The organism is Rhizobium sp. AC27/96 (assembly GCF_001692325.1).
GTDB lineage: Bacteria > Pseudomonadota > Alphaproteobacteria > Rhizobiales > Rhizobiaceae > Rhizobium.
Map to the genome: position 1 here is coordinate 668,514 of NZ_LXKN01000018.1, position 22,031 is coordinate 690,544.

The window sequence follows — 22,031 nt, forward strand, 5'->3', positions numbered from 1 at the left end:
TTACTTGGCCTTTGCCAGCGTGTACCAATCCGGCGTCTTGACGGTCCATTTGCCGTCGACGAGTTGCATGATCTTCGTCGACTTCATCGGCGAGTGCACGCGGGCGTCACCAAAGACATAGGGGCTGCCGGCCAGCGAATAATGCAGCTCCTTGCCTTCCTTCAACGCGGAGGTCACCGCGTCGCGGCTCACGTCGCCATCGATGCCGGAGATCGTGTCGATCATCACCTTGGCGGCGAGATAGCCGCCTTGGGAGAAGGCAGTCTTTGCGAGGCCGGCCTTGTCCATGGTCTTGATCCAGTCGGCATTGGCCTCGTTGCTTTCGGTATAGGGCTCCCATTCGGTGCCGACATAGATCGGCTGCTTGCTGTCGGCCAGCGCCTTGGCGACGCCTTCGGTATAGCCGGGTGCGAGGAACAGCCAGTTGATGCCGGAAATCTTCTGCGCGTCGGCGGTCTTGACCCACTGCACGACACCCGGCTCGACCTGATTGGTGAGCACCGCATCACAGCCGGCATCGCGCGCTTTGATGACATAGGGCGTTAGGTCGCCCTGCGGCGGCAGCGTCATGTCGACAAGACCGACCTTGTTGCCGGTCAGCTTCTGCCAGGCCGCGACCGCATTGCCGTAGGCCTCCTGCGTACCACCGAGGATCAGGAAGAAAGCGCAGACTTCCTTGGCCCCAAGGTTCTTCGTTGCATAGTCGAGCATGACCGTGGTCAGCGTGAAAGGACCGACGTTGACGGGAGAGATGCTCGGTGCGTTGAAGCAAAGGGGATCAACGCCGACGCCCTGAACGGCGAGCACTTCGTTGCGGTTGTAAGTGCCAGCATTGACGGCGCAATCAAGCAGGCTTGCGCCACCTGCCAGAGCAACGACGCCCTTGTTATCAATCAGGTCACGCGCCGCCTGGGCAGCCACCTGGGGATCACCCTTGTCGTCGGCCAGCGAATATTCGATCTTGCAGCCGTTGATTCCGCCCGCTTCGTTCAGCTGCTCGAAAACGGCCTTGGTCGCCTTCGGCGCATCGGAGAAATCGACCACGCCGGTCACTGTCGAGACGGCGCCGATCTTGATCGGACCATCCTTGCAGGTCGGTCCGGCCGCGAAAGCGGATGATCCCGTGAATGCCAGGCCGGCGGTAGCCAAGCCCAGGGCTATGAATGCGGATCTCAATTTCATTTTGTTCCCTTCCCTTTTTTGAATTGCGGCGTTTCCTCTTCGCCGCGCCAGCTAGCGCTGGTAGACAGGCTCACCTGCGAAATAAGTGGTGAGAACCTTGGTGTCGGCGATGCGCTCGGCAGGCACCTCGAAGACATTCTGGTCGAGCACGATAATGTCAGCCGACTTGCCGACGGCGAGCGACCCTGTCTCTGCTTCTATCCGCATCGCCTTCGCCGAATTGAGCGTGTAGATCTCGATCGCCGAGGCGAGATCGATCGCCTGCTCCGCCCAAAGCGATACGCCCGGAAAAGCGCCGGATGGATTCTGGCGCGTGACCAGTCCTTCGATGCCGTTCCATGGGTCCGGGATCGGAATGACAGGCCAGTCCGACCCGCCGGCCAGCAGCGCGCCGGTGGCTTTCAGCGCCGCGATTGGCCAGAAGCGGGTGGCACGCTCCTCGCCCATCACTTCCTTATGGCCCTCGAGGAAGGTCGTCGGATACCAGATCATCGGGCAGAGATCGGCGATGACGCCAAGCGGGCCGAAGCGGCCGACATCCTCCTCGCGAATGTAGCTCGCATGGGCGATGTGATGCTTGATATCGGTCGGGCCGTTGAAATGCCTGACGGCTTCGACCGCGTCCAGCATCTCGGTGACGGCATAATCGCCGGTGCAATGGATCTTCAGGCCCATGCCGAGCTTTTCTGATTTGTCGATGTGGCGCACCAGATCGGGATAGCTGACCAATACCTCGCCGCGATATCCCTCTGGATGCGCCGCATCCGCCACATAGGGATCGTGGAAGGCAGCGGTGCGGGCACCGGGAACGCCATCGAGAAAGATCTTCGTGAAATTCGGCTTCACATGCGCGCTGCGATATTCGTCCCGCAGCTCCAGCAATTCGTAACCAGAGAGCCCGAACATGAAGCTCGGCTCGATCAGCGGCAGCGAGGTGACAGCCCAGGCGGAAAGTTTGCCGCTGATATCAAGATGCTTCAGCGCCTTGAGGATCGGCAGCACCGAAGCGGCATCCTGAAAGGCCGTGACGCCATAGGAATTAACGATCTCGACGGCGCGGGCGACGGCTGCCTCGCCCATCTCCTCGGTAAAGGCTTCTGCGACGGTGCGCTCGACGATGCCGGCAGCGGATTCGATCAGCAGGCCGGTCAGCCGACCCGTCACCGGATCGCGACCAAAGGAGCCTTGCGGCGGATCGGGCTGGTTATTGGAGATGCCGGCAAGCCGCATCGCCTCGCTGTTGACCCAGCGGTTATGCATGGTCTCGTCGCGCAGAAGCACGGGATGCCCAAAGCTCGCTTCATCAAGCTTCCTGAGCGCGGCCTCGCTATTGAGCGCCGTAATCATATCGGCGCCCCATTGATTGGCGACGATCCACTGCCCCTTTGGCGTCGTCTCGACCTGCGCACGGACATGGGCGCAGATCGCATCCACCGAAGCGCCCGCCGCAATTTGCGTCTCGAATAGGTCGGCCTGCCCGCCCATCATGATGTGATTGTGGATATCGACAAAGCCGGGCATCGCCATCTTGCCCTGGAGATCAACCATCTTGGTCTCAGCGCCCTTCAGCGCCTCGATTTCAGCTCGATTTCCGACAGCCATGATGCGGCCGTTCTTGACGGCGAGAGCCTCCACCCACGGATGGGTCGGCTCGACAGTATAGATTCGTCCATTGGTGAGAATGAGATCGGCAGAGCCGCGCAAAGTATCCATTATCTTGTTCCCGTGTCGGTTCATTATTTGAACCAATCATTCAATTATTAGAGTGATGCAGGGTTTGATGTTTGTCAACATAGTTCACACGTTAATTATATTGACAAGATGGTTGCTGACTCCAGATTAGTGGCAAGCCGCGCGCATGCGAATTCGGTCGCTCGCGAAGCGAATACTTCGAGGACGCCGAGACCAAATTTGAGCCGGTCGTTTTTCCAGGCCTTTACGCCCTAGAGCTGAATCCATGCCGTTTTCAGATCGACATATTTGTCGAGCGCATGCAGCGATTTGTCGTGGCCGTTACCCGATTGTTTGACGCCGCCGAGCGGCACGCTGTTGTCGGCACCGCCATAGGTGTTGACATGCACGACGCCGGCGCGAATGCCGCGCACCATTCGATGCGCGCGCGACAGGTTCGAGGTCCAGACAGCCGAAGCGAGGCCGTATTCGGTAGCATTGGCAATCTGCAGGGCTTCCGCCTCGGTCTCGAACGGGATAATCGACAGGATCGGACCGAAGACCTCTTCCCGCGCCAGCGTCATCGACGGCGAAACATCGAACACCGTCGGCTGCATGTAGTAACCGCCGGTTTCCTCAAGCAGGCGCGCGCCGCCTGTACGTAGAGCCGCACCCTCGGATAATGCCTGCCCGACATAGCCGAGATCCTTCTTCAACTGGATCTCGCTGGAGATGGCGCCAGCTTCCGTCGACAATTGCAGGGGATCGCCGACCTTCATAGCGCCGGCGATCCGCGCGACCTTTTCCGAAAAAGCCTCGTGGATCGATTTCTCGACGAGCAGGCGCGAGCCGGCGACGCAGACTTGGCCGGAATTGCGAAAGATGCCGTAGGCCGACACCTTGGCCGCCTGATCCAGATCCGGCGCATCGGCAAAGACGATATTCGGGGACTTGCCGCCAAGCTCCAGATAGACGCGCTTCAGGTTGGAGCGTGCCGAATATTCCAGAAGCCGCCGTCCGACAGGGCCGGAACCGGTGAAGGCAAGCACGTCGATATCCATGTGCAGTCCGAGCGCCTCACCGCTGACAGCGCCGCGGCCGGTGACGACGTTGAACACCCCCTCGGGCAATCCAGCTTCGGCGCAAATTTCGGCAAGCCTCAGCAGCGTCAACGACGCGCCTTCGGCGGGCTTCAGCACGACGGAATTACCCGCCGCAAGTGCCGGCGCGATCTTCCAGGCGCCGATCATCATCGGGAAATTCCATGGCACGATGGCCGCGACAACGCCGATGGGCTCGCGATGGATAAGGCCGAGCACATTCTCCGCCGTCGGCGCGATCTCGCCATAGACCTTGTCGATTGCCTCGGCATAGTAGCGAAAGGTGCCGGCCGCACTGCCGGGCTCGGCCTTCAAGGCCATCGAAATTTCCGTGCCGTTATCACGCACGCCGAGCACGGCCAGTTCCAGCGCGTTCTTCTCGATCAGTTCGGCGATCTTCAGCAGCACCTTCTTGCGTTCGGCGGGCGCGGCCCTCGACCAGCCACCCTTCTCGAAAGCGCGCCGGGCAGCCCTGACGGCAAGATCGACATCCTCGGTGCCGGCATCGGCGATCGTGGTCAATCGGGTTCCATCGATCGGGGATATGACGTCCATGGAGGCGCCGCTGACCGGTGGCCGCCAGGCGCCATCGATAAACAGCGATTGCGGCGAAACGGACACTGTCCGGTGCTGATCGATCTTGTCCTGCATCTCATTCTCTCACGAAGGAAAGTGGCGGGCACAATACCCGCCACTGCTGTTAGAGGATCACATCAAGCTTCCTGTCCGGCACCAAGCCGGGCAAAACCGACGGCGTCCGATGACTTCAGGCGAATGGCGGCCAGAAATCCGATGATACCGGCGATCAGGACAAGGCCCGGCAGCAACACGGCGAGCACGCCATTGGCACCGGCGATCGCGCCGAAATTCGCCGAGATATAATAGACCAGCGCCAGAAGGATCAGCCCGGTGACAACAGGCAGAATCTTGACTGCGAGTACGTTGCTCTCAAGCCCAGGATTGCGGCTGAAGAATACGACGATCGCAAAGGCGGTAAAGGCCATCAGCAGAATGATTGCCAGCGTGGCAACATTGGTGAGCCAGGAGAACAGCGCCAGCACCGGGTCCTGACCTGTCACCGCAAAAAGTGCGATCACAAGCACGGCAATAACCGTCTGGATGATCGAGCCGACATGCGGGCTCTGGAACACCGGGTGGGTAACCCCGACCGACTTCGGCAGCAGGCCTTCACGGCCGGCGACATACATGTAGCGCGCCACGCCATTATGGAACGCAAGAATGCCGGCGAACAGGCTGGTGATGAAGAGAACGCTCATCACGACGGTGATCCAGTGGCCGACATAGCGCTCGGCAAGGCCGAACAAGAAGGTCGTGGGATCAGCAAGACCCTGCAGCGTGGGCACGAGCTTGTCAGCGCCGGCACCCGTCACCATCAACCAGGAGGTCAGCATGTAGAAGAGGCCGATGATCAGCACGGAGATATAGGTGGCGCGCGGCACGGTCTTGTGCGGTTCGCGTGCCTCTTCACTATAGATCGTCGTCGCCTCGAAACCGATGAAGGCAGCGAAGCAGAACAGGAGGCCGATGGCCGGCGTGCCGCTCCAGAAGGCAGTCGGCGTAAATGGCACGGCGGAGAGGCCGCTATCGCCCCCCTTGACGAAGATCGCGGCGTCGATGACGAGGACGACGAGATATTCCAGAATAACCAGCACCGTCAGCACCTTGGCCGAGAGATCAACACGACGATAGCCGAAAACGGCAACGAAAGCGATGCCGACAAAGCTCCAGACCCACCAGGGCAGATCAAGGCCAAGCTGCTCGGCAAAAAAGCCCTTGGTCGCGGCACCGAAAAGCCCGAGAACGCCGACCTGCATGGCATTATAGGCGAGGATGGCGATGAGAGCTGCCGCACCGCCCATCAGGCCGCCGAGACCCTGGGCCGTATAGGCATAGAAGGCGCCGGCATTGCGGATATGGCGGGCCATGGCGACATAGCCGACCGCGAATAGAAGCAGAATGCCCGTTACCAGCAGGAAGGTGAGCGGGATACCGGGCCCGTTGCCGAGCATCATCGACAGTGGCACGCCGCCGGCGACCGCCGTCAGCGGCGCTGCGGCCGAAACCACCAGGAAGGTCACGGCACCCACGCCGAGACTGTTTTTGCGCAGCTGGTTCTCAGCCGCGCCTTGCGAATTTTGTGTGCTCATTTGCGTTCGTTCCCCTTGTTGAGAGTATCCGATCATCGCTGCGATTGCGCGCAGGCGACCTCCATCAAAACCGGACTGACGAGCGGGGCTTGGGCTTTTGCTGATTTTGCCGCCGTCAGCGCTTATGGTTCATTATTTGAACCTTAGCTTCAAATATAGACTTGCAAACATTCCTGGCCTCTGTCAAGTTATTTCGCATGTTAAGTATCTTGGGTCGCTGCTATCGTGCCGCGGCGCAGGGTCTGCGGTCTGATTTGACGAAAGCTATGGCTGGACGCACAGAATCAGACCCTGACCAACCCAAGAGGAGGAACGATGAGCACGATCGGAAAGGCGCTGGCATTGCTGGACACCCTGTCACGACTGGACAAGGAAGCGGGTCTGACCGACATCGCCCGGCTGTGCGCGCTCGACAAGGCAACGGCGCGACGCTTTCTGGTGGAACTGGAGAAGCACGGCTTCGTCGAGCAGGACGCGGATACGCGCCGCTATCGCATCGGTTCCGCACCCGTTCGCCTCGCCCGTATCCGCGAAGCGCGCTTTCCCTTCCTGCGGGTCGCCATTCCCTTCATCAAGGCGCTCGCCGAATCGTCGACAGAGACAGTGCATCTTTCGGAATTTTCCGGTGGGCAGCTTTCGACCATCCACGTCGAAGACTCACCCCGCGCGCATCGCATCATCGTCGATGTCGGCAGCCTCCTGCCCTTTCACGCCACCGCATCCGGCCTTGCCTTCCTCGCCTTCTGCCCAGCGGCAGAGATCGACAAAGCACTGAAGAAGCCGTTCGAGAAATTCACTGAACATACCGTCGTCGAACCGCAATTGGTCCGAGGTCTGCTCGATGAGACCAGAGGGCGGGGCTTCTCGATCAGCCATCAGGGGCTCGAGGCCGGCGTCATCAGCACGGCCGCGCCCATCCGCACACCCAGCGGCCGCCCGATCGGCTGCGTCGCCATCGCCGCGCCGCTCTCGCGCACGACGAAAACGGCTATCAACGAATTCGGCGCGCAGGCCATCGCCGCCGCCAATGCAATCTCAGAAAAATATTACGGGTCGGAAAGGCCCGCGGGAACCATTGCAAACATCAGGAGGACAGATTGATGAGCCCTGCGGCTCCCTCACCAAGGATACTCGTCATCGGAACCGGCGACACCAAATCCGACGAACTGCAGTTCATGGCATCCGTCATTAAAGAAGCCGGCGGCCGGCCCACTATGATGGATGTCAGCATTCTCGGCGACCCGCCATACACTCCGGATTACTCCAGGCACGACATCGCCAACGCCGCTGCAACTACCATCCGGGCGATCGCCGAAAGCGGTGACGAAAACAGTGCCATGGCTGCCATGGCAAAGGGCGCGACGGCACTGACCCTCCGCCTCTACGAGGATGGTCTTGTCGATGGCATCATCGTACTCGGCGGCTCCATGGGCACGGATCTGGCGCTCGATGTCGCCGCCGTCCTGCCGCTCGGTGTCCCGAAATTCGTGGTCTCCACCATCGCCTATTCGCATCTGATCCCGCCGGAACGCATTGCGCCCGACCTGATGATGATACTGTGGGCTGGTGGTCTCTACGGCCTCAACAGCATCTGCCGTTCGGTCCTCTCGCAGGCCTGCGGCGCCGTCGTCGGAGCCGCGAAGCACGGCACCAAGCCTGATCGCACGCGACCGCTCATCGGCATGACCTCGCTCGGTTCGTCCTGCCTGAAATATATGAAGTATCTGCGGCCCGAGTTGGAAAAGCGCGGCTATGATGTCGCCGTATTTCACTCCACCGGCATGGGCGGCCGCGCCTATGAAGCCATCGCCTCCAAGGGCGACTTTGCCGCCGTCTTCGATTTCTGCATCCAGGAAGTCAGCAATCATCACTATGGCAGCGTCGTCACCTCCGGGCCGGACAGGCTTGAGAATGCCGGACGCGCCGGCATCCCGCAGATCGTCGCTCCCGGTGCGATCGATATGGTCGATATTCAGGCCTGGCAGGTGCTGCCTGAGATTTTTACCGATCGGCCCTATCATGCCCATAACCGGCTGATCGGATCCGTGACGACATCGCCGGAGGGGCGGCGTGAAGTCGCCCGGCTGATCGGACAAAAACTCGCGCGTTCAGACGCAAGGATTGCCTTCCTGCTGCCAACCGAAGGGCTACAGGAGTGGGACAAGCCGGATGAGCCGTTGCACGATCCGGAAGGTCTAGACGCCTTTCTCGACGAGATGCGCCGCGCCATTCCGCCGAGCGTCACCCTGCACGAGGTCGATACCCATATCAACGCGCCGGCCTTCTCCGCTGCGGCACTCGCCATCTTCGATCAATGGGTGGCTGAAGGCATCATTCCGGAGGGACGTCGATGAACGTCGATCGCGCCCTCATTCTCGATTTCGGCGGGGTCGTCACCCGCACCCTGTTCGAGACGCACGACGTCACTGAGCGCACGCTTGGCCTTCCAAAGGGATCGCTGACCTGGCTCGGACCATTCGATCCCAAGACGGACCCGCTCTGGGTAGCGATGCAGAATCGCGAGATCACGGAACGTGATTATTGGCTGCAGCGCACTGCCGAAGTCGGCAAGCTGATCGGCGAAGACTGGACCGACATGCAAACCTTCGTGCGCCGGGCGCGTGGTGCCGAGCCGGAGCTGGTTCTGCGACCGGAAGCGCGCGATGCCATCCTGCGCGCCAAGGAGGCCGGCCTGAAACTAGCAATCCTGTCCAACGAACTCGACCTTTTCTACGGCGTCGAATTCCGCCAGCGCTTCCCGCTGATCGAGCTTTTCGACGTCATCGTCGATGCCACCTACACGAAGATCCTCAAGCCGGATCCCCGCGCCTACGAGCTTGTTCTTGCCGAGCTCAACCTGCCGCGCGCGGCCTGCGTCTTCGTCGACGACCAGAAGAAGAACATCGAGGGCGCCGAAGCCGTGAACCTGCCTTACGTGCATTTCGACGTTACCCGCCCCGCCGAAAGCTATGCCCGCGCCCTTGCCATGCTTGGGCTCTGAAAAAAGAGGATTAGACATGCGTGAAACCAATTTCATCATCGAAAACAACGCCCGTCACCTGTGGCACCCGATGGCGCATCCCGCCGAAATGCAGGCGCATCCGCCGCGCATCATCAATTCTGGCGAAGGCGTCGAGATCGTCGATATACAGGGCAAGAAGGTATTGGACGCGGTCGGCGGCCTCTGGAACGTCAATCTCGGCTATTCCTGCGAACCGGTGAAAAAGGCGATCCGCGACCAACTCGACAATCTGCCCTACTACTCGACTTTCCGCGGCACGACCAACTCGCCGTTGATCGAGCTTTCCTATGAGCTTGCCGAATGGTTCAAGCCGGATGGCCTCAGCCGCTCATTCTTTACCTCCGGCGGCTCGGATTCGGTCGAGACCTGCCTGCGACTGGCTCGCCAATACCATAAGGTCAACGGTCAACCCGAGCGCACCAAGTTCGTCGCGTTGAAGAAGGGCTATCACGGCACGCATTTTGGCGGCGCCTCGGTCAACGGCAATCAGAATTTCCGCCGCAACTATGAGCCGTTGCTGCCGGGCGTCATCCACCTGCCCGCCCCGTTCGCCTATCGCAACCCGTTCAACACGACCGACGGCGCGGAGATCGCAGCGGCCATCGGCCGGCTCTTCGAGGACGAGATCGCCTTCCAGGGCGCCGATACCATCGCCGCTCTGATCGTCGAGCCGGTGCTGGGTGCCGGCGGCGTCATCGTCCCGCACGAGACCTTCCTGCCGCTGATGCGCGAAATCTGCGACCGGCATGGCATCCTGCTGATAGCCGACGAGGTCATCACCGCCTTCGGCCGCACTGGCGCCTGGACCGGATCGCGCCTCTGGGGCGTCAAGCCGGACATGATGTCGACCGCCAAGGCCATCACCAACGGCTATTTCCCCTTCGGCGCGGTGATGATTTCAGACAAGGTCGCCGAGGCTTTCGAGAGCAACAAGAACTCGATCGGTAATATCGGCCACGGCTACACCTATTCCGGCCACCCGGTCGGTGCTGCCGCTGCGCTTGCCACATTGAAAGAAACCAAGCGGCTCGACGTCGCCGCCAATGCCGCGGCCCGTGGCGAAGAACTCCTGGCCGGCCTGAAGAAGCTGCAGGACAAGCATGAACTGGTCGGCGACATCAGAGGCAAGGGCCTGATGTGCGCCCTCGAACTCGTCAGCGACCGTGCGAAGAAGAGCGCCGCCGCCAAGGACACCGTCCAGAAGGTCCATGACGCGACCTATGATGCCGGCGTGATGGTCCGCACCTCCGGCGCCAATGTCATCCTGTCGCCACCGCTGATCCTGACGGCCGGGGATGTGCAGACGATCCTGACGGCGCTCGATGCCGGCCTTGCCGCAGCGGGAGCCTGATCATGTCCGATAACGCAGCCCTTATCGCGCGCCGCGACCGGCTTCTCGGCCGCAACATGTCGCTCTTCTACGACGACCCGGTTCATCTGGTGCGCGGCGAAGGCGTCTGGCTCTGGGATGCCGACGGGCGCAAATATCTTGATTGCTACAACAATGTGCCGCATGTCGGCCATTGCCATCCCCGCGTGGTCGAGGCGATCACGCGGCAGGCCTCGACGCTGAACACGCATACGCGCTACCTGCACGAAGGCATTCTCGACTATGTCGAGCGGCTGACGGCAACTTTCGACCAAAGCCTGAACGCCGCGATCCTGACCTGCACGGGCAGCGAAGCCAACGACGTGGCGCTGCGCATGGCGCAGGCTGTTACGGACAAGACGGGCGTCATCGCCACCAACCACACCTATCACGGCAACACGACGGCCGTATCGCAGCTGTCGACCCGTATGCCGCCGGTCGGCGGCTTCGGCGGTCATGTCCGGCATGTGCCTGCACCGGACAGCTATCGTCCGCTCGGTGGCGAAGGCGGAGATGCCTTCGCCACGGCTTTTGCGGCCGAAGTGGAAAAGGCGATCGCCTCACTTCAGGAGAGCCCACACGGCTTTTCCGCCATCATCATCGACCCGTTCTTCGCCAATGAAGGCTTTCCGGATCTGCCGCCCGGTTTTATCGACAAGACGGTCGCAGCCGTGCGCAAGGCCGGCGGCCTCGTGATTACCGACGAAGTGCAGCCCGGTTTCGGCCGCACCGGCACGCATATGTGGGGCCACCAGCACGCCGGCATCGTCCCTGACATCGTCACGCTCGGCAAGCCGATGGCCAACGGCCATCCGGTCGGCGGTGTCATTGCCAATATCGACACGATCAATGCGTTCCGCAAGGCGTTCCGCTATTTCAACACCTTCGGCGGAAATCCAGTCTCCTGCGCGGCGGCCATGGCGGTGCTTGAGGTCATCCAGGACGAAAATCTCATCGAGAATGCCCGCAATGTCGGCGAATACACACGCAGCGCTTTCAAGCGGCTTGCCGAGAAGCATTCGATCATCGGCGATGTGCGCGGCAGCGGTCTCTTCATGGGCACGGAATTCGTGCTCGACAGGCAAACGAAGGAGCCGGCAGCCGCTCAGGCAACCCGGATCGTCAACGCCATGCGCGAACGCGGCGTACTGATGGGCAAGATCGGCATTCACCAATGCGCGACGAAGATCCGCCCGCCCATGCCGTTTACCCAAGAGAATGCCGACTACATGTTGTCGATCTTCGACGACGCGCTGTCCGGTCTGTGAGGCGGTATGGCTGATCAGTTGCCGCAGAGCATCCGCGATGCTCTCCAGAAGCGTGCGCTGGAGGCAATCGCCCATTGGCCGGTGCAGGCACATGAGCCTGTCCTGATGAAATATCGGGAGAATGCCGTCTTCCGGATTACGCTGGAGGATGGTCAGTTCGCCGCGCTCCGGCTGCATCGGCCGGGCTATCACGACGAGACGAGCCTGCGCTCGGAGCTGCATTTCATGGCGGCGCTGAAGCTCGGCGGCCTCAATGTGCCGAGCCCGGTTGCGACGAGCGGCAGGCAAAGCCTCGTCCGCTTGCCAGCCCACCGGCATTTTGCCGAACAGCATGCCGACGTGGTGAGCTGGGTCGACGGCACTCCACTCGGTCAGAGCGGCGTACCGCTCTCGATACCGGCTGAAAGGCAAGTGGAAATCTTCTTCTGTATCGGCCGGGACATGGCGACCATGCACAACCTCGCCGACGCCTGGCAACCGCCGGAGCGATTCCGCCGCCCTGCATGGGACGCCGAAGGCTTGGTCGGAGAGAAGCCGCTTTGGGGACGCTTCTGGGATTGCGCGGGGCTTTCGCGTGATGACACGGACGCACTTTCGGCATTGCGTGGGGAGTTGCGCCATGCGCTCGCGGAGGCAAGCGGGCATGGTCTAGACTACGGGCTGATCCATGCCGACCTCGTACGCGAGAACATTTTCCTGACGGAGAACGAGGACAGCGTCGCCTTCATCGATTTCGATGATGCCGGCCATGGCTTCCGCCTCTTCGATCTCGCGACGTCCCTGCTGAAAAACCGCAACGAGCCGGCCTACCCCGCTATTGAGAAGGCCCTGATCAGCGGCTATCGCAGCCGACGCGAGCTTTCCGATGCGGCGCTCGAAATCCTGCCGCTCTTCATGGTCCTGAGAAGTCTTACCTATATCGGATGGCTCGCAGAGCGGCCGGAAATACCTGGCGCCACCGAGCGCCTGGCGCGCTACGTCAACGAAAGTCTGGAGATGGCAAGAAAGCTCAACGCGGCCGCTTGACATCCTTTCCATTATTGTTAACGTGTTAAGTAAATGAGGTTCGGGAGGACTTGATGCCACATCTCGCCATCGAATATTCGGCCAATCTCGACGGCCGCGCCGATATCGGCGCGTTCTGCGAACGGCTGCTGAAGACGGTTCTGGAGACCGGCCTTTTCGAGGTCGGCGCCGTGCGGGTGCGCGCTTTTCGCGCCGAGCATTACGCAATCGCCGACAAGCTGCCCGAGAACGCCTTCGTCGATCTGAACTTCCGCATCGGCAAAGGCCGCACGGAAGAGGAAAAGAAGCGCACCGGCGAAGCAGTCTTCGCTGCGGCCATCGATGTTCTCGGGCCACTTTTTGAGACGCCGCATTTCGCCCTTTCGCTGGAAATCCGCGAGATCGATGCGGAATTGAGCTGGAAGAAAAACGCCATCCATCCGCGGCTGCGCGGCAAGTAAAACAGTCCCCTAGCGGGATGCTGCAACATCAAGGGAAGAGACGATGTCCAAATTGCAGGAAAACATCGCAAAGGCCGAAACCTATCTGGCCCAGTTCAGGGATCGCGGTGTTCTCAACCGCATCAACGGCGAGGATGTGCCGGCCGATGATGGCTCGACCTTCGAGACCATTTCGCCTGTCGATCTGAAGCCGCTTGCAACCGTTGCCCGCGGCAAGGCCGCCGATATTGACCGCGCTGCAAAGGCCGCAAAGGCTGCCTTCGCCGAATGGGCCGCCATGCCCGGCGACGCCCGCAAGAAGCTCCTGCACAAAATAGCAGACGCTATCGTTGCGCGCGCCGAAGAGATCGCCTTCGTAGAATGCATGGACACCGGGCAATCCATGAAATTCATGGCGAAAGCCGCCCTTCGCGGCGCCGAGAACTTCCGCTTCTTCGCCGACCGCGCACCGGAAGCCCGTGACGGCAAGACGCTGCGCGCCGAAGGCCAGGTGAACCTGACGACGCGCGTGCCGATCGGCCCGGTCGGCATTATCACGCCCTGGAATACGCCCTTCATGCTGTCGACCTGGAAGATCGCGCCGGCTCTCGCCGCCGGCTGCACCATCGTCCACAAGCCGGCTGAATTCTCGCCGCTGACCGCGCGTCTGCTGGTCGAGATTGCCGAAGATGCCGGCCTGCCGAAGGGCGTCTGGAATCTCGTCAACGGTTTTGGAGAGGATGCCGGCAAGGCTCTGACGGAACATCCCCTGATCAAGGCCATCGGCTTCGTCGGCGAAAGCCGCACTGGTTCGATGATTATGAAGCAGGGTGCCGACACGCTGAAGCGGGTTCACTTCGAGCTCGGCGGCAAGAACCCGGTCATTGTCTTCGCCGATGCCGATCTTGAGCGCGCGGCTGACGCCGCCGTCTTCATGATCTATTCTTTGAATGGCGAGCGCTGCACGTCCTCTTCGCGCCTGCTGGTCGAGGAAAGCGTCTACGACAAATTCACCGCCATCGTTGCCGAGAAGGCGAAACGCATCAAGGTCGGCCATCCGCTTGATCCGGAAACCGTCGTCGGCCCACTCGTTCATCCTGTGCATGAGAAGAAGGTACTGGAATACATTCAGATCGGCCGTTCGGAGGGGGCCACGCTTGCCGCCGGCGGCGAGAAGGTCAACGGCCCGGGCGGCGGTTGCTACGTCTCCCCCACGCTGTTTACCGGCGCCAACAACCAGATGCGCATCGCCCAGGAGGAAATCTTCGGGCCGGTGCTGACGGCCATCCCCTTCAAGGACGAAGCCGATGCGCTCGCCCTTGCCAACGACGTCCAGTACGGCCTGACGGGCTATCTCTGGACTTCCGACGTGACGCGCGCCTTCCGTTTCACCGATCATCTCGAAGCCGGCATGATCTGGGTAAATTCGGAAAATGTGCGCCACCTGCCGACCCCCTTCGGTGGGGTCAAGAGCTCCGGCATCGGCCGCGACGGCGGCGACTGGTCTTTCGATTTCTACATGGAAACCAAGAACGTCGCCTTCGCCACCAAGCCGCACGCCATCCAGAAACTCGGCGGCTGAGCTGCCAATACACACAATAAGTACGCATAAAGAGGAGGAACAAATGCCCCTGCCGAAACCCAATCTCTATCCGCCCTTCAACATCGTGCGCCTCAGCCATGTCGAATTCGGTGTCACCGATCTTGCCAAGTCCCGCGCCTTCTATGTCGACACGCTTGGCCTGCAGGTAACGGACGAGACGACCGATACAATCTACCTGCGGGCAATGGAGGAGCGCGGTCATCACTGCATCGTGCTCAAGAAATCCGACAAGGCCGAAGCTCGCGATCTCGGCTTCAAGGTCTTCAGCGACGAGGACCTCGACAAGGCAGCGCATTTCTTCAAGGGCAAGGACCTGCCGGTGAAATGGGTCGAGCGTCCGTATCAGGCGCGGACCTTCCGCACCCGCGACCCGCACGGCATCCCGCTTGAATTCTATTCGAAGATGGACCGCTTGCCGCCGATCCATCAGAAATACGCCCTCTACAAGGGCGTGAAGCCTCTGCGCATCGACCACTTCAACTGCTTCTCGACCAATGTCGACGAGAGCGTTGCCTTCTACAACGAGCTCGGCTTCCGCGTCACCGAATACACGGCGGACGAAGAAACCGGACGTCTCTGGGCTGCCTGGACCCACCGCAAGGGCGGCGTCCACGACATCGCCTTCACCAATGGTCGCGGCCCGCGCCTGCACCACACCGCTTTCTGGGTGCCGACACCGCTCAACATCATCGACCTGCTAGACCTGATGGCGACCACCGGCTGGGTCGCCAATATCGAGCGCGGACCGGGGCGCCACGGCATCTCCAACGCCTTCTTCCTCTATATCCTCGATCCGGACGGCCATCGCATCGAGATCTATTGCTCTGACTACCAGACGGTCGATCCAGATCTTGAGCCGATCAAGTGGGATCTGAAGGATCCCCAGCGCCAGACGCTTTGGGGCGCACCGGCTCCCAAATCCTGGTTCGAACATGGTAGCCTGTTTGCCGGTGCGGAAGTGGCAGAGCCCGATCTGAAGGCGCAGCCGATTATCGCTCCTTAAGCGTTACCCTTGAGAGCGGGTGAAAAACGCCCGCTCCTCATCAACGTTCGCAAGCGCGAGGAGGCAGTCATGAATTTGAAAGACGCAACATTGTTCCGGCAGGCGGCATTGGTCGGTGGCGATTGGATCGAAGCCGATCCTTCCAATGCGATCAAGGTCGACAATCCGGCAAATGGCGAGATCATTGGGATCGTTCCCAATCTGGGTGCTGCCGAGACCAAGAAGGCAATCGCCGCAGCCGAAGTTGCTCAAAGGGAATGGGCCGCCCGCACCGCCAAGGAGCGTTCCGGCATCCTGAAGCGCTGGTTCGAGCTGATGATGGAAAACCAGGACGATCTTGGACGCATCCTGACTGCCGAACAGGGCAAGCCGCTGCCGGAAGCCAAGGGCGAAATCGCCTATGGCGCCAGCTTCGTCGAATGGTTTGCCGAAGAAGCCCGCCGAGTCTATGGCGACATCATTCCCGGCCACCAGAAGGACAAGCGCATTCTGGTCATGAAGCAGCCGATCGGCGTCGTCGCGGCCATTACACCCTGGAACTTCCCGAATGCCATGATCACCCGCAAGGCCGGGCCTGCCTTTGCCGCCGGCTGCGCCATGGTGCTGAAGCCGGCCTCGCAGACGCCGTTCTCGGCCATTGCCATCGCCATCCTTGCCGAACGTGCCGGTCTTCCCAAGGGTCTGTTCAGCGTGATCACCGGCTCCGCCCGCCAGATCGGCGCGGAGATGACCGCAAGCCCGGTCGTGCGCAAGCTCACCTTCACCGGTTCGACCGAAGTCGGCGCCGAGCTTTACAAGCAGAGCGCGCCGACCATCAAGAAGCTTGGGCTGGAGCTCGGCGGCAACGCGCCTTTCATCGTCTTTGACGATGCCGATCTCGATGCTGCCGTCGAAGGTGCGCTGATCGCAAAATTCCGCAACAACGGCCAGACCTGCGTCTGCGCCAACCGCCTCTATGTGCAGGACGGTGTCTATGATGCCTTTACCGAGAAGCTGGCCAAGGCCGTCGGCTCGCTCAAGACCGGCAACGGCTTTGACGAGGGCATCAATCTCGGGCCGCTGATCGACGAGGCGGCCCTTGCCAAGGTCGAGGAGCATGTCACCGATGCGCTGTCCAAGGGTGGCCGTGTCATTGCCGGCGGTCATCGCCACCAGCTTGGCGGACGCTTCTATGAGGCGACCGTGCTGGCCGATGTCACGCCGGCCATGGCCGTTGCCAAGGAAGAGACTTTCGGTCCCGTCGCTCCGCTCTTCCGTTTCAAGGATGAGGCCGATGTCATCGCCCAGGCCAACGACACCGAGTTCGGTCTTGCCTCTTATTTCTACGCCAAGGACCTCGCCCGCGTCTTCCGGGTCGCCGAGGCGCTGGAATACGGCATGGTCGGCGTCAATACCGGTCTGATCTCCACGGCCGAAGCACCGTTCGGCGGCGTTAAGCTTTCCGGCCTTGGCCGCGAGGGCTCGCGCTACGGCATCGAGGAATTCACCGAAATCAAATATGTCTGCCTCGGCGGGATAGCCTGAGGTCAAAACAAGGCCATGAAAGCATGACGCATCCAAGATTCCTGTCTTTTTCCAGAAACGGCCGTCATGGCTACGGGCTTGAGGTCGACGGCGGTGTCGTCGACCTCTCGGCCCGCCATGGCGCGACATGGCCCACCCTGCGCGAGGTAATCGAGGCGGGTCGCCTCCTTCAGCTCGCAGAGGAGGGCAAGACTTTGAAGCCGGATTTCACGCTCGACGACATCCGCTTCGAGATTCCCATTCCGTCGCCGGAAAAGATCATTTGCGTCGGGGTCAATTTCCCCGACCGCAACGAGGAATACAAGGATGGGCAGGCTGCCCCCTCCAACCCCTCGCTGTTCATCCGCTTTCCGCGGTCGTTCACGGGGCACGAACAGCCCCTGATCCGGCCGCCGGAAAGCCCGCAGCTCGATTATGAAGGCGAGGTCGTCATCGTCATCGGCAAAGGCGGGCGCAGGATCGCCGAGGTGGACGCCTTCTCCCATATAGCGGCTTTGTCGCTCTGCAATGAAGGCACGATCCGCGACTGGGTGCGCCATGCGAAGTTCAACGTGACCCAGGGCAAGAACTTCGACAATACCGGCTCGATCGGTCCCTGGCTGGTCCCGTTTACCGATGCAGCCCAGCTCGAAGACATAGCGCTGACGACCCGCGTCAACGGCGAGGTGCGCCAGAGCGACCGCAGCAGCCGGATGATCTTCTCCTTCCGCAAGATCATCAACTACATCTCCACCTTCACTACGCTCGTTCCCGGCGACGTCATCGTGACCGGCACGCCGACCGGCGCCGGCGCCCGCTTCGATCCGCCGATCTGGCTGAAGCCAGGTGACGTCGTCGAAGTCGAGGCCGATGGAATCGGCATCCTGAAAAACACCATCGCCGATGAGGTGCGCTGATGCTGTCGCATGATGAAATCCAGGCAGCGGCCGAGAGCCTCGACCAGGCTGAACGGACGCGCGTCCAGACCGGGCTCCTCTCGCTCAAGCACCCGCAGATGACCATGGACGATTCCTACGCCATCCAGAGCGCCTGGGTGCAGAAGAAGATCGCCGGGGGACGCAAGCCGATCGGCTGGAAGATCGGGCTGACATCGAAGGCGATGCAATATGCCCTCAACATCAACATTCCGGATTCCGGCGTGCTTTTCGATGACATGGTCTTCGAGGATGGCGCCACCGTGCCGGCCGATCGTTTCATCCAGCCTCGCATCGAGGCCGAAATCGCCTTCGTCATGAAGGCACCGCTCAAGGGCCCGAACGTCTCGATCTTCGATGTGCTGAATGCCACCGATTACGTGACGCCGGCCCTCGAAATCCTCGATACCCGTATCCTCCGGGTCGATCCTGACACGAAAAAAGCACGCACCATCGTCGACACCATCTCCGACAATGCCGCCAATGCCGGCATCGTCACCGGCGGCCGCGCTGTGCGGCCCGACCAGATCGACATGCGCTGGATGGGAGCCGTCGTCAGCCGCAATGCCGAAGTCGAGGAAACGGGCCTTGGCGCCGGCGTGCTCAACCAGCCCGCCCGCGGCGTTGCTTGGCTCGCCAATCGCCTGTCGCAATATGGCGACGGCATCGAGGCCGGTCAGATCGTGCTCGCCGGCTCATTCATCCGGCCGATCGAGACGCGGCACGGCGACACGATCAATGCCGATTTCGGCCCCTATGGATCGGTCAGCCTCTATTTTGCATGAAGGAGTGAACCATGCCGGCGCCCAAGAACCTCTTTAAACAGGCACTGAAGGAAGGGCGGGCGCAGATCGGCCTTTGGCAGGCGCTCGCCAATCCCTACACCGTCGAAATCTGCTCCGGCGCCGGTTATGACTGGCTGCTGCTCGACGCCGAGCATGCGCCGAACGACGTGCCGCTTCTCGCCTCGCAACTGCAGGCGATGAAGGGCACGACAAGCCATGCGGTCATCCGCCCACCGATCGGCGAGACCTGGATCATCAAGCAGATGCTCGATATCGGCGCTCAGACCCTGCTGATCCCGATGGTCGACAGCAAGGAGATGGCCGAGACCATGGTCAAGGCGGTTCGCTACCCGCCGCATGGTGTGCGGGGTGTCGGCGCAGCCCTTGCCCGCGCCTCGGCTTTCAACCGCATACCCGACTATCTGCCGACGGCCAATGACGAGATCTGCCTGCTCCTGCAGGTGGAAAGCCGTGCGGGGCTTGCAGCACTCGACGCCATCGCCTCAACCGACGGCGTCGACGGCGTCTTCATCGGCCCGGCCGATCTTGCGGCCGACATGGGCTATCTCGGCAAGCCCGGTGCACCTGAGGTTCAAGCCGAAGTCGAGAAGGCGCTCGCCAAAATTCAATCTCACGGCAAGGCAGCCGGAATCCTGATCGGCGATCTCTCGCTTGCGAAACGCTATCTCGAGCTTGGCGCGACTTTCGTCGCCATCGGCAACGACGTCACCTTGCTTGCCAATGCCACGACCAAGCTGCTGGACGATTTCAAGAAGGCGGAGGCTGCCAAGCCGGCGGCAGAGACCAAAGTCTACTGATCGCTGACGCCACCCTCCCCGGCGTCGTGTGACCCTGCGTTTCGTCACGCAAATTTTCGGCATGAGGCACGCGTTGTGCACGCTCAGTCAAAACCGACTGCACAGCTGGACGCGACGCCTCTGCAAGCATCGGTCATGATGAACCCGAAAGCCAAGAGGAGGAAACATGCGTTTCAAGAACAAGACCGCCCTGATCACCGGCGGCGGTACGGGCATCGGCGCGGCGGTTGCGCGCCGCATCCGGCAGGAGGGCGGCAATGTCGCGCTCGTCGGGCGCCGTCCCGAGCCGCTGAGAAGTGTTGCCGATGAAATCGGCGCGACCATCGTCGCGGCCGATGCTGCCGATGGTGCGGCGATGAGGGCTGCTGTCGAGAAGGTGGTCGAGACCCATGGCGGCCTCGATATCCTGATTGCCAATGCCGGCGGCCATGGCGTCGGGCCGACGGTCAGCATGTCGGACGAGACCTGGGATCTCGCCGTCCGCCTCAACCTCAACACCGCCTTCGTCAGCGCCCGCGAATCCCTGCCGCATCTCATCAAGAACCAGGGCAATATCGTCGTCCTCGCCTCGATCGCCGGGCTTTTTGCCGGGCCGGATGCGGCGGGCTACGTCACCATGAAGCATGGCTGCATCGGCCTCGCGAAATCGCTCGCCCGCGACTACGGCCGCAAGGGCGTGCGCACCAATACCGTCTGCCCCGGCTGGGTCACGACTGCCATGGCCGATGAGCAGATGGAATTCATCGTCGAGAAATACAAGCTGAACAGCATCGAGGAGGCATATGCGCTCGTCACCAAGGACGTGCCGCTCGGCCGCCCGGCAACCGCCGAAGACGTCGCCAATGCCGTCTGCTTCCTCGCTTCGGGCGAGGCATCGATGATCAATGGCGCAGTGCTCACCGTCGACGGCGGTGCCGGCACCGTCGATCTGCCGACTCTGGCTTTTGTAGAATAAGGGAGAGGAAATACCGATGAACCAGAATCCCAAGGACTGGAAAACCTACGACGAATTCGCCTATGGCATCGACACCAACCGTCTGCCCGCCACTGAAGCCCTGACCGGCTCGTCGCACAAGATCGCCTTCGACGACGGTCGCACGCTGGAGCTTGCCTTTACCAAGGGCGAGGCCAAATGGTCCGACGGCAAGGACAGCGGCACCGACTTGTCCGAGGTGATCGAAGTCGCGCCGAAGACCTATTTCGTCGAGATCATCTTTGCCGGCCGCCCCAAGGAAGCGGAGACGCTGATCCTCAACACCGAAACGCGCCGGGTGCTTTCCATCTACTCGGTCGTTCGCGAGGTCAAGGATTCCGTCGGCGAGCCGCAGGTCACGCAGATCTTCCGGCCGGGCGTCATCGAAGGTGGCGCCGCGAGCGGACCGGTGCCGCATGAAAGCCGCGATCTGATCGGACTTCGGGCACACTTCACCTACAGCCCCAACCACGTCTACGAGCACACCTATCTCTCGTCGCAGCGCTATGCCTGGCAATGCCTTGTCGGCGTGCAGCGCGGCCATGGCGATGTCGATCTGACCACGACCTACAAGTTCGACGACAATCTCTACATCTTCACTTTCCGCGAGTTCAAGATCGCGGTCGCATCGACCTTCTTCTACAATTTCAACGACATGCGTTCGACAGGCAAATTCCTAGGCATCACAGGTGACGGGCGCATCCAGAACAGTCCGGCCGGCGCCTTCATCCGCAAAGCTTCGATGACCTATTACCTGCCCGGCCAGGAACCAGTGTGAGGACGCCATGCGCACAGCATTCGATATCGTAAAGGCGCATTACGACGCCAACGACCGCCGCGACATGGACGGCATGCTCGCCGACATCGCTCCCGATTGCCGCTGGACCGAGATGGATGGCTTTCCCTGCGCCGGCACCTATGTCGGCCCGCAGGAAATCGTCAAGAACGTCTTCCAGGCGCTTGGACAGGCCTTCGACGGATACACCTTCAAGCTCGAACGCCTGCTCGACGCCGGCGACGAGGTTGTTGGCGTCGGCGACTACAGCGGCACCAACAAGCAAACCGGCAAAGCGTTCAAGGCTCGCGTCGTTCACGTCTGGGGCGTGGCGGGAGACAAGATCCGGTGTTTCGAGCAGTTCACGGACACGCTGAGAGTGGCTGAATCCATGAAATAAGAAACGGGGCG

General features: G+C 61.3%; 20 protein-coding genes. 16 read left to right on the plus strand and 4 right to left on the minus strand.

The features are described from left to right. From A6U86_RS16730 to A6U86_RS16745, 4 genes are all read right to left on the minus strand, one after another. Positions 1-1,182: an ABC transporter substrate-binding protein gene (locus A6U86_RS16730; RefSeq protein WP_068393321.1), complete on the minus strand. Its 1,182-nt coding sequence runs from the start codon at positions 1,180-1,182 to the stop codon at positions 1-3. Between the two features lie 51 nt (positions 1,183-1,233). Then, entirely contained in the window at positions 1,234-2,895 is a 1,662-nt protein-coding gene (locus tag A6U86_RS16735) for an amidohydrolase (protein WP_141683718.1), read from the minus strand. 230 nt (positions 2,896-3,125) lie between these two features. After that, a complete protein-coding gene (locus A6U86_RS16740) occupies positions 3,126-4,604 on the minus strand; it encodes an aldehyde dehydrogenase (protein ID WP_068393328.1) in 1,479 nt (492 codons plus the stop codon). A gap of 62 nt (positions 4,605-4,666) precedes the next feature. After that, entirely contained in the window at positions 4,667-6,121 is a 1,455-nt protein-coding gene (locus tag A6U86_RS16745) for an APC family permease (protein ID WP_068393331.1), read from the minus strand. Positions 6,122-6,436: 315 nt separating this feature from the next. Between A6U86_RS16745 and A6U86_RS16750 the strand changes: the two genes are divergently transcribed. The 16 genes from A6U86_RS16750 to A6U86_RS16825 all read left to right on the plus strand — a co-directional run bounded on the left by A6U86_RS16750 (position 6,437) and on the right by A6U86_RS16825 (position 22,020). Next, positions 6,437-7,222 (plus strand): IclR family transcriptional regulator, encoded by a 786-nt coding sequence (locus tag A6U86_RS16750; RefSeq protein WP_068393334.1) that lies wholly within the window; start codon positions 6,437-6,439, stop codon positions 7,220-7,222. Continuing rightward, positions 7,222-8,475: a Tm-1-like ATP-binding domain-containing protein gene (locus A6U86_RS16755; RefSeq protein ID WP_068393337.1), complete on the plus strand. Its 1,254-nt coding sequence runs from the start codon at positions 7,222-7,224 to the stop codon at positions 8,473-8,475. The genes A6U86_RS16750 and A6U86_RS16755 overlap by 1 nt, the downstream gene beginning before the upstream one ends. After that, on the plus strand, positions 8,472-9,122 hold the full coding sequence (locus A6U86_RS16760; RefSeq protein ID WP_068393340.1) for an HAD family hydrolase: 651 nt from the start codon (positions 8,472-8,474) through the stop codon (positions 9,120-9,122). The genes A6U86_RS16755 and A6U86_RS16760 overlap by 4 nt, the downstream gene beginning before the upstream one ends. A 16-nt stretch (positions 9,123-9,138) precedes the next feature. Further along, positions 9,139-10,494, plus strand: a complete 1,356-nt coding sequence (locus A6U86_RS16765) for an aspartate aminotransferase family protein (protein ID WP_068393343.1) — start codon at positions 9,139-9,141, stop codon at positions 10,492-10,494. A 2-nt stretch (positions 10,495-10,496) separates the two neighbouring features. Then, a complete protein-coding gene (locus A6U86_RS16770; RefSeq protein ID WP_068393346.1) occupies positions 10,497-11,780 on the plus strand; it encodes an aspartate aminotransferase family protein in 1,284 nt (427 codons plus the stop codon). A 6-nt stretch (positions 11,781-11,786) separates the two neighbouring features. Continuing rightward, a complete protein-coding gene (locus A6U86_RS16775) occupies positions 11,787-12,806 on the plus strand; it encodes a homoserine kinase (RefSeq protein WP_068393350.1) in 1,020 nt (339 codons plus the stop codon). A gap of 53 nt (positions 12,807-12,859) precedes the next feature. Further along, the gene (locus tag A6U86_RS16780; RefSeq protein WP_068393352.1) at positions 12,860-13,246 is read left to right on the plus strand and encodes a 5-carboxymethyl-2-hydroxymuconate Delta-isomerase; all 387 of its coding nucleotides are present in this window, start codon (positions 12,860-12,862) and stop codon (positions 13,244-13,246) included. 43 nt (positions 13,247-13,289) lie between these two features. Further along, entirely contained in the window at positions 13,290-14,807 is a 1,518-nt protein-coding gene (hpaE, locus tag A6U86_RS16785) for a 5-carboxymethyl-2-hydroxymuconate semialdehyde dehydrogenase (protein WP_068393355.1), read from the plus strand. A 43-nt stretch (positions 14,808-14,850) separates the two neighbouring features. After that, complete coding sequence (gene hpaD, locus A6U86_RS16790) at positions 14,851-15,831, plus strand: 3,4-dihydroxyphenylacetate 2,3-dioxygenase (RefSeq protein WP_068393358.1); 981 nt, start codon at positions 14,851-14,853, stop codon at positions 15,829-15,831. Positions 15,832-15,900: 69 nt separating this feature from the next. After that, positions 15,901-17,355 carry an NADP-dependent succinate-semialdehyde dehydrogenase gene (gene gabD, locus A6U86_RS16795; RefSeq protein WP_068394048.1) on the plus strand — a complete coding sequence of 485 codons (1,455 nt, stop codon included), beginning with the start codon at positions 15,901-15,903 and terminating at the stop codon, positions 17,353-17,355. A 23-nt stretch (positions 17,356-17,378) separates the two neighbouring features. Beyond that, a complete protein-coding gene (locus tag A6U86_RS16800) occupies positions 17,379-18,251 on the plus strand; it encodes a fumarylacetoacetate hydrolase family protein (RefSeq protein ID WP_068393361.1) in 873 nt (290 codons plus the stop codon). Next, entirely contained in the window at positions 18,251-19,054 is an 804-nt protein-coding gene (gene hpaH / locus A6U86_RS16805; protein WP_068393365.1) for a 2-oxo-hept-4-ene-1,7-dioate hydratase, read from the plus strand. The genes A6U86_RS16800 and hpaH overlap by 1 nt, the downstream gene beginning before the upstream one ends. Before the next feature lie 11 nt (positions 19,055-19,065). Then, positions 19,066-19,872 (plus strand): 4-hydroxy-2-oxoheptanedioate aldolase, encoded by an 807-nt coding sequence (gene hpaI, locus A6U86_RS16810; protein ID WP_068393368.1) that lies wholly within the window; start codon positions 19,066-19,068, stop codon positions 19,870-19,872. A gap of 166 nt (positions 19,873-20,038) precedes the next feature. Next, on the plus strand, positions 20,039-20,827 hold the full coding sequence (locus A6U86_RS16815) for an SDR family NAD(P)-dependent oxidoreductase (protein ID WP_068393371.1): 789 nt from the start codon (positions 20,039-20,041) through the stop codon (positions 20,825-20,827). 16 nt (positions 20,828-20,843) lie between these two features. Then, a complete protein-coding gene (locus A6U86_RS16820) occupies positions 20,844-21,623 on the plus strand; it encodes a MoaF C-terminal domain-containing protein (protein WP_068393375.1) in 780 nt (259 codons plus the stop codon). Positions 21,624-21,630: 7 nt separating this feature from the next. Beyond that, on the plus strand, positions 21,631-22,020 hold the full coding sequence (locus A6U86_RS16825; protein ID WP_068393379.1) for a nuclear transport factor 2 family protein: 390 nt from the start codon (positions 21,631-21,633) through the stop codon (positions 22,018-22,020). The last annotated feature ends 11 nt before the right edge of the window (positions 22,021-22,031 follow it).

Coding starts and splice junctions, on each gene's coding strand:
- A6U86_RS16730 (WP_068393321.1), bottom strand. CDS start 1,182: ATGAAATTGAGATCCGCATTCATAGCCCTGGGCTTGGCTACCGCCGGC.
- A6U86_RS16735 (WP_141683718.1), bottom strand. CDS start 2,895: ATGGATACTTTGCGCGGCTCTGCCGATCTCATTCTCACCAATGGACGA.
- A6U86_RS16740 (WP_068393328.1), bottom strand. CDS start 4,604: ATGCAGGACAAGATCGATCAGCACCGGACAGTGTCCGTTTCGCCGCAA.
- A6U86_RS16745 (WP_068393331.1), bottom strand. CDS start 6,121: ATGAGCACACAAAATTCGCAAGGCGCGGCTGAGAACCAGCTGCGCAAA.
- A6U86_RS16750 (WP_068393334.1), top strand. CDS start 6,437: ATGAGCACGATCGGAAAGGCGCTGGCATTGCTGGACACCCTGTCACGA.
- A6U86_RS16755 (WP_068393337.1), top strand. CDS start 7,222: ATGAGCCCTGCGGCTCCCTCACCAAGGATACTCGTCATCGGAACCGGC.
- A6U86_RS16760 (WP_068393340.1), top strand. CDS start 8,472: ATGAACGTCGATCGCGCCCTCATTCTCGATTTCGGCGGGGTCGTCACC.
- A6U86_RS16765 (WP_068393343.1), top strand. CDS start 9,139: ATGCGTGAAACCAATTTCATCATCGAAAACAACGCCCGTCACCTGTGG.
- A6U86_RS16770 (WP_068393346.1), top strand. CDS start 10,497: ATGTCCGATAACGCAGCCCTTATCGCGCGCCGCGACCGGCTTCTCGGC.
- A6U86_RS16775 (WP_068393350.1), top strand. CDS start 11,787: ATGGCTGATCAGTTGCCGCAGAGCATCCGCGATGCTCTCCAGAAGCGT.
- A6U86_RS16780 (WP_068393352.1), top strand. CDS start 12,860: ATGCCACATCTCGCCATCGAATATTCGGCCAATCTCGACGGCCGCGCC.
- hpaE (WP_068393355.1), top strand. CDS start 13,290: ATGTCCAAATTGCAGGAAAACATCGCAAAGGCCGAAACCTATCTGGCC.
- hpaD (WP_068393358.1), top strand. CDS start 14,851: ATGCCCCTGCCGAAACCCAATCTCTATCCGCCCTTCAACATCGTGCGC.
- gabD (WP_068394048.1), top strand. CDS start 15,901: ATGAATTTGAAAGACGCAACATTGTTCCGGCAGGCGGCATTGGTCGGT.
- A6U86_RS16800 (WP_068393361.1), top strand. CDS start 17,379: ATGACGCATCCAAGATTCCTGTCTTTTTCCAGAAACGGCCGTCATGGC.
- hpaH (WP_068393365.1), top strand. CDS start 18,251: ATGCTGTCGCATGATGAAATCCAGGCAGCGGCCGAGAGCCTCGACCAG.
- hpaI (WP_068393368.1), top strand. CDS start 19,066: ATGCCGGCGCCCAAGAACCTCTTTAAACAGGCACTGAAGGAAGGGCGG.
- A6U86_RS16815 (WP_068393371.1), top strand. CDS start 20,039: ATGCGTTTCAAGAACAAGACCGCCCTGATCACCGGCGGCGGTACGGGC.
- A6U86_RS16820 (WP_068393375.1), top strand. CDS start 20,844: ATGAACCAGAATCCCAAGGACTGGAAAACCTACGACGAATTCGCCTAT.
- A6U86_RS16825 (WP_068393379.1), top strand. CDS start 21,631: ATGCGCACAGCATTCGATATCGTAAAGGCGCATTACGACGCCAACGAC.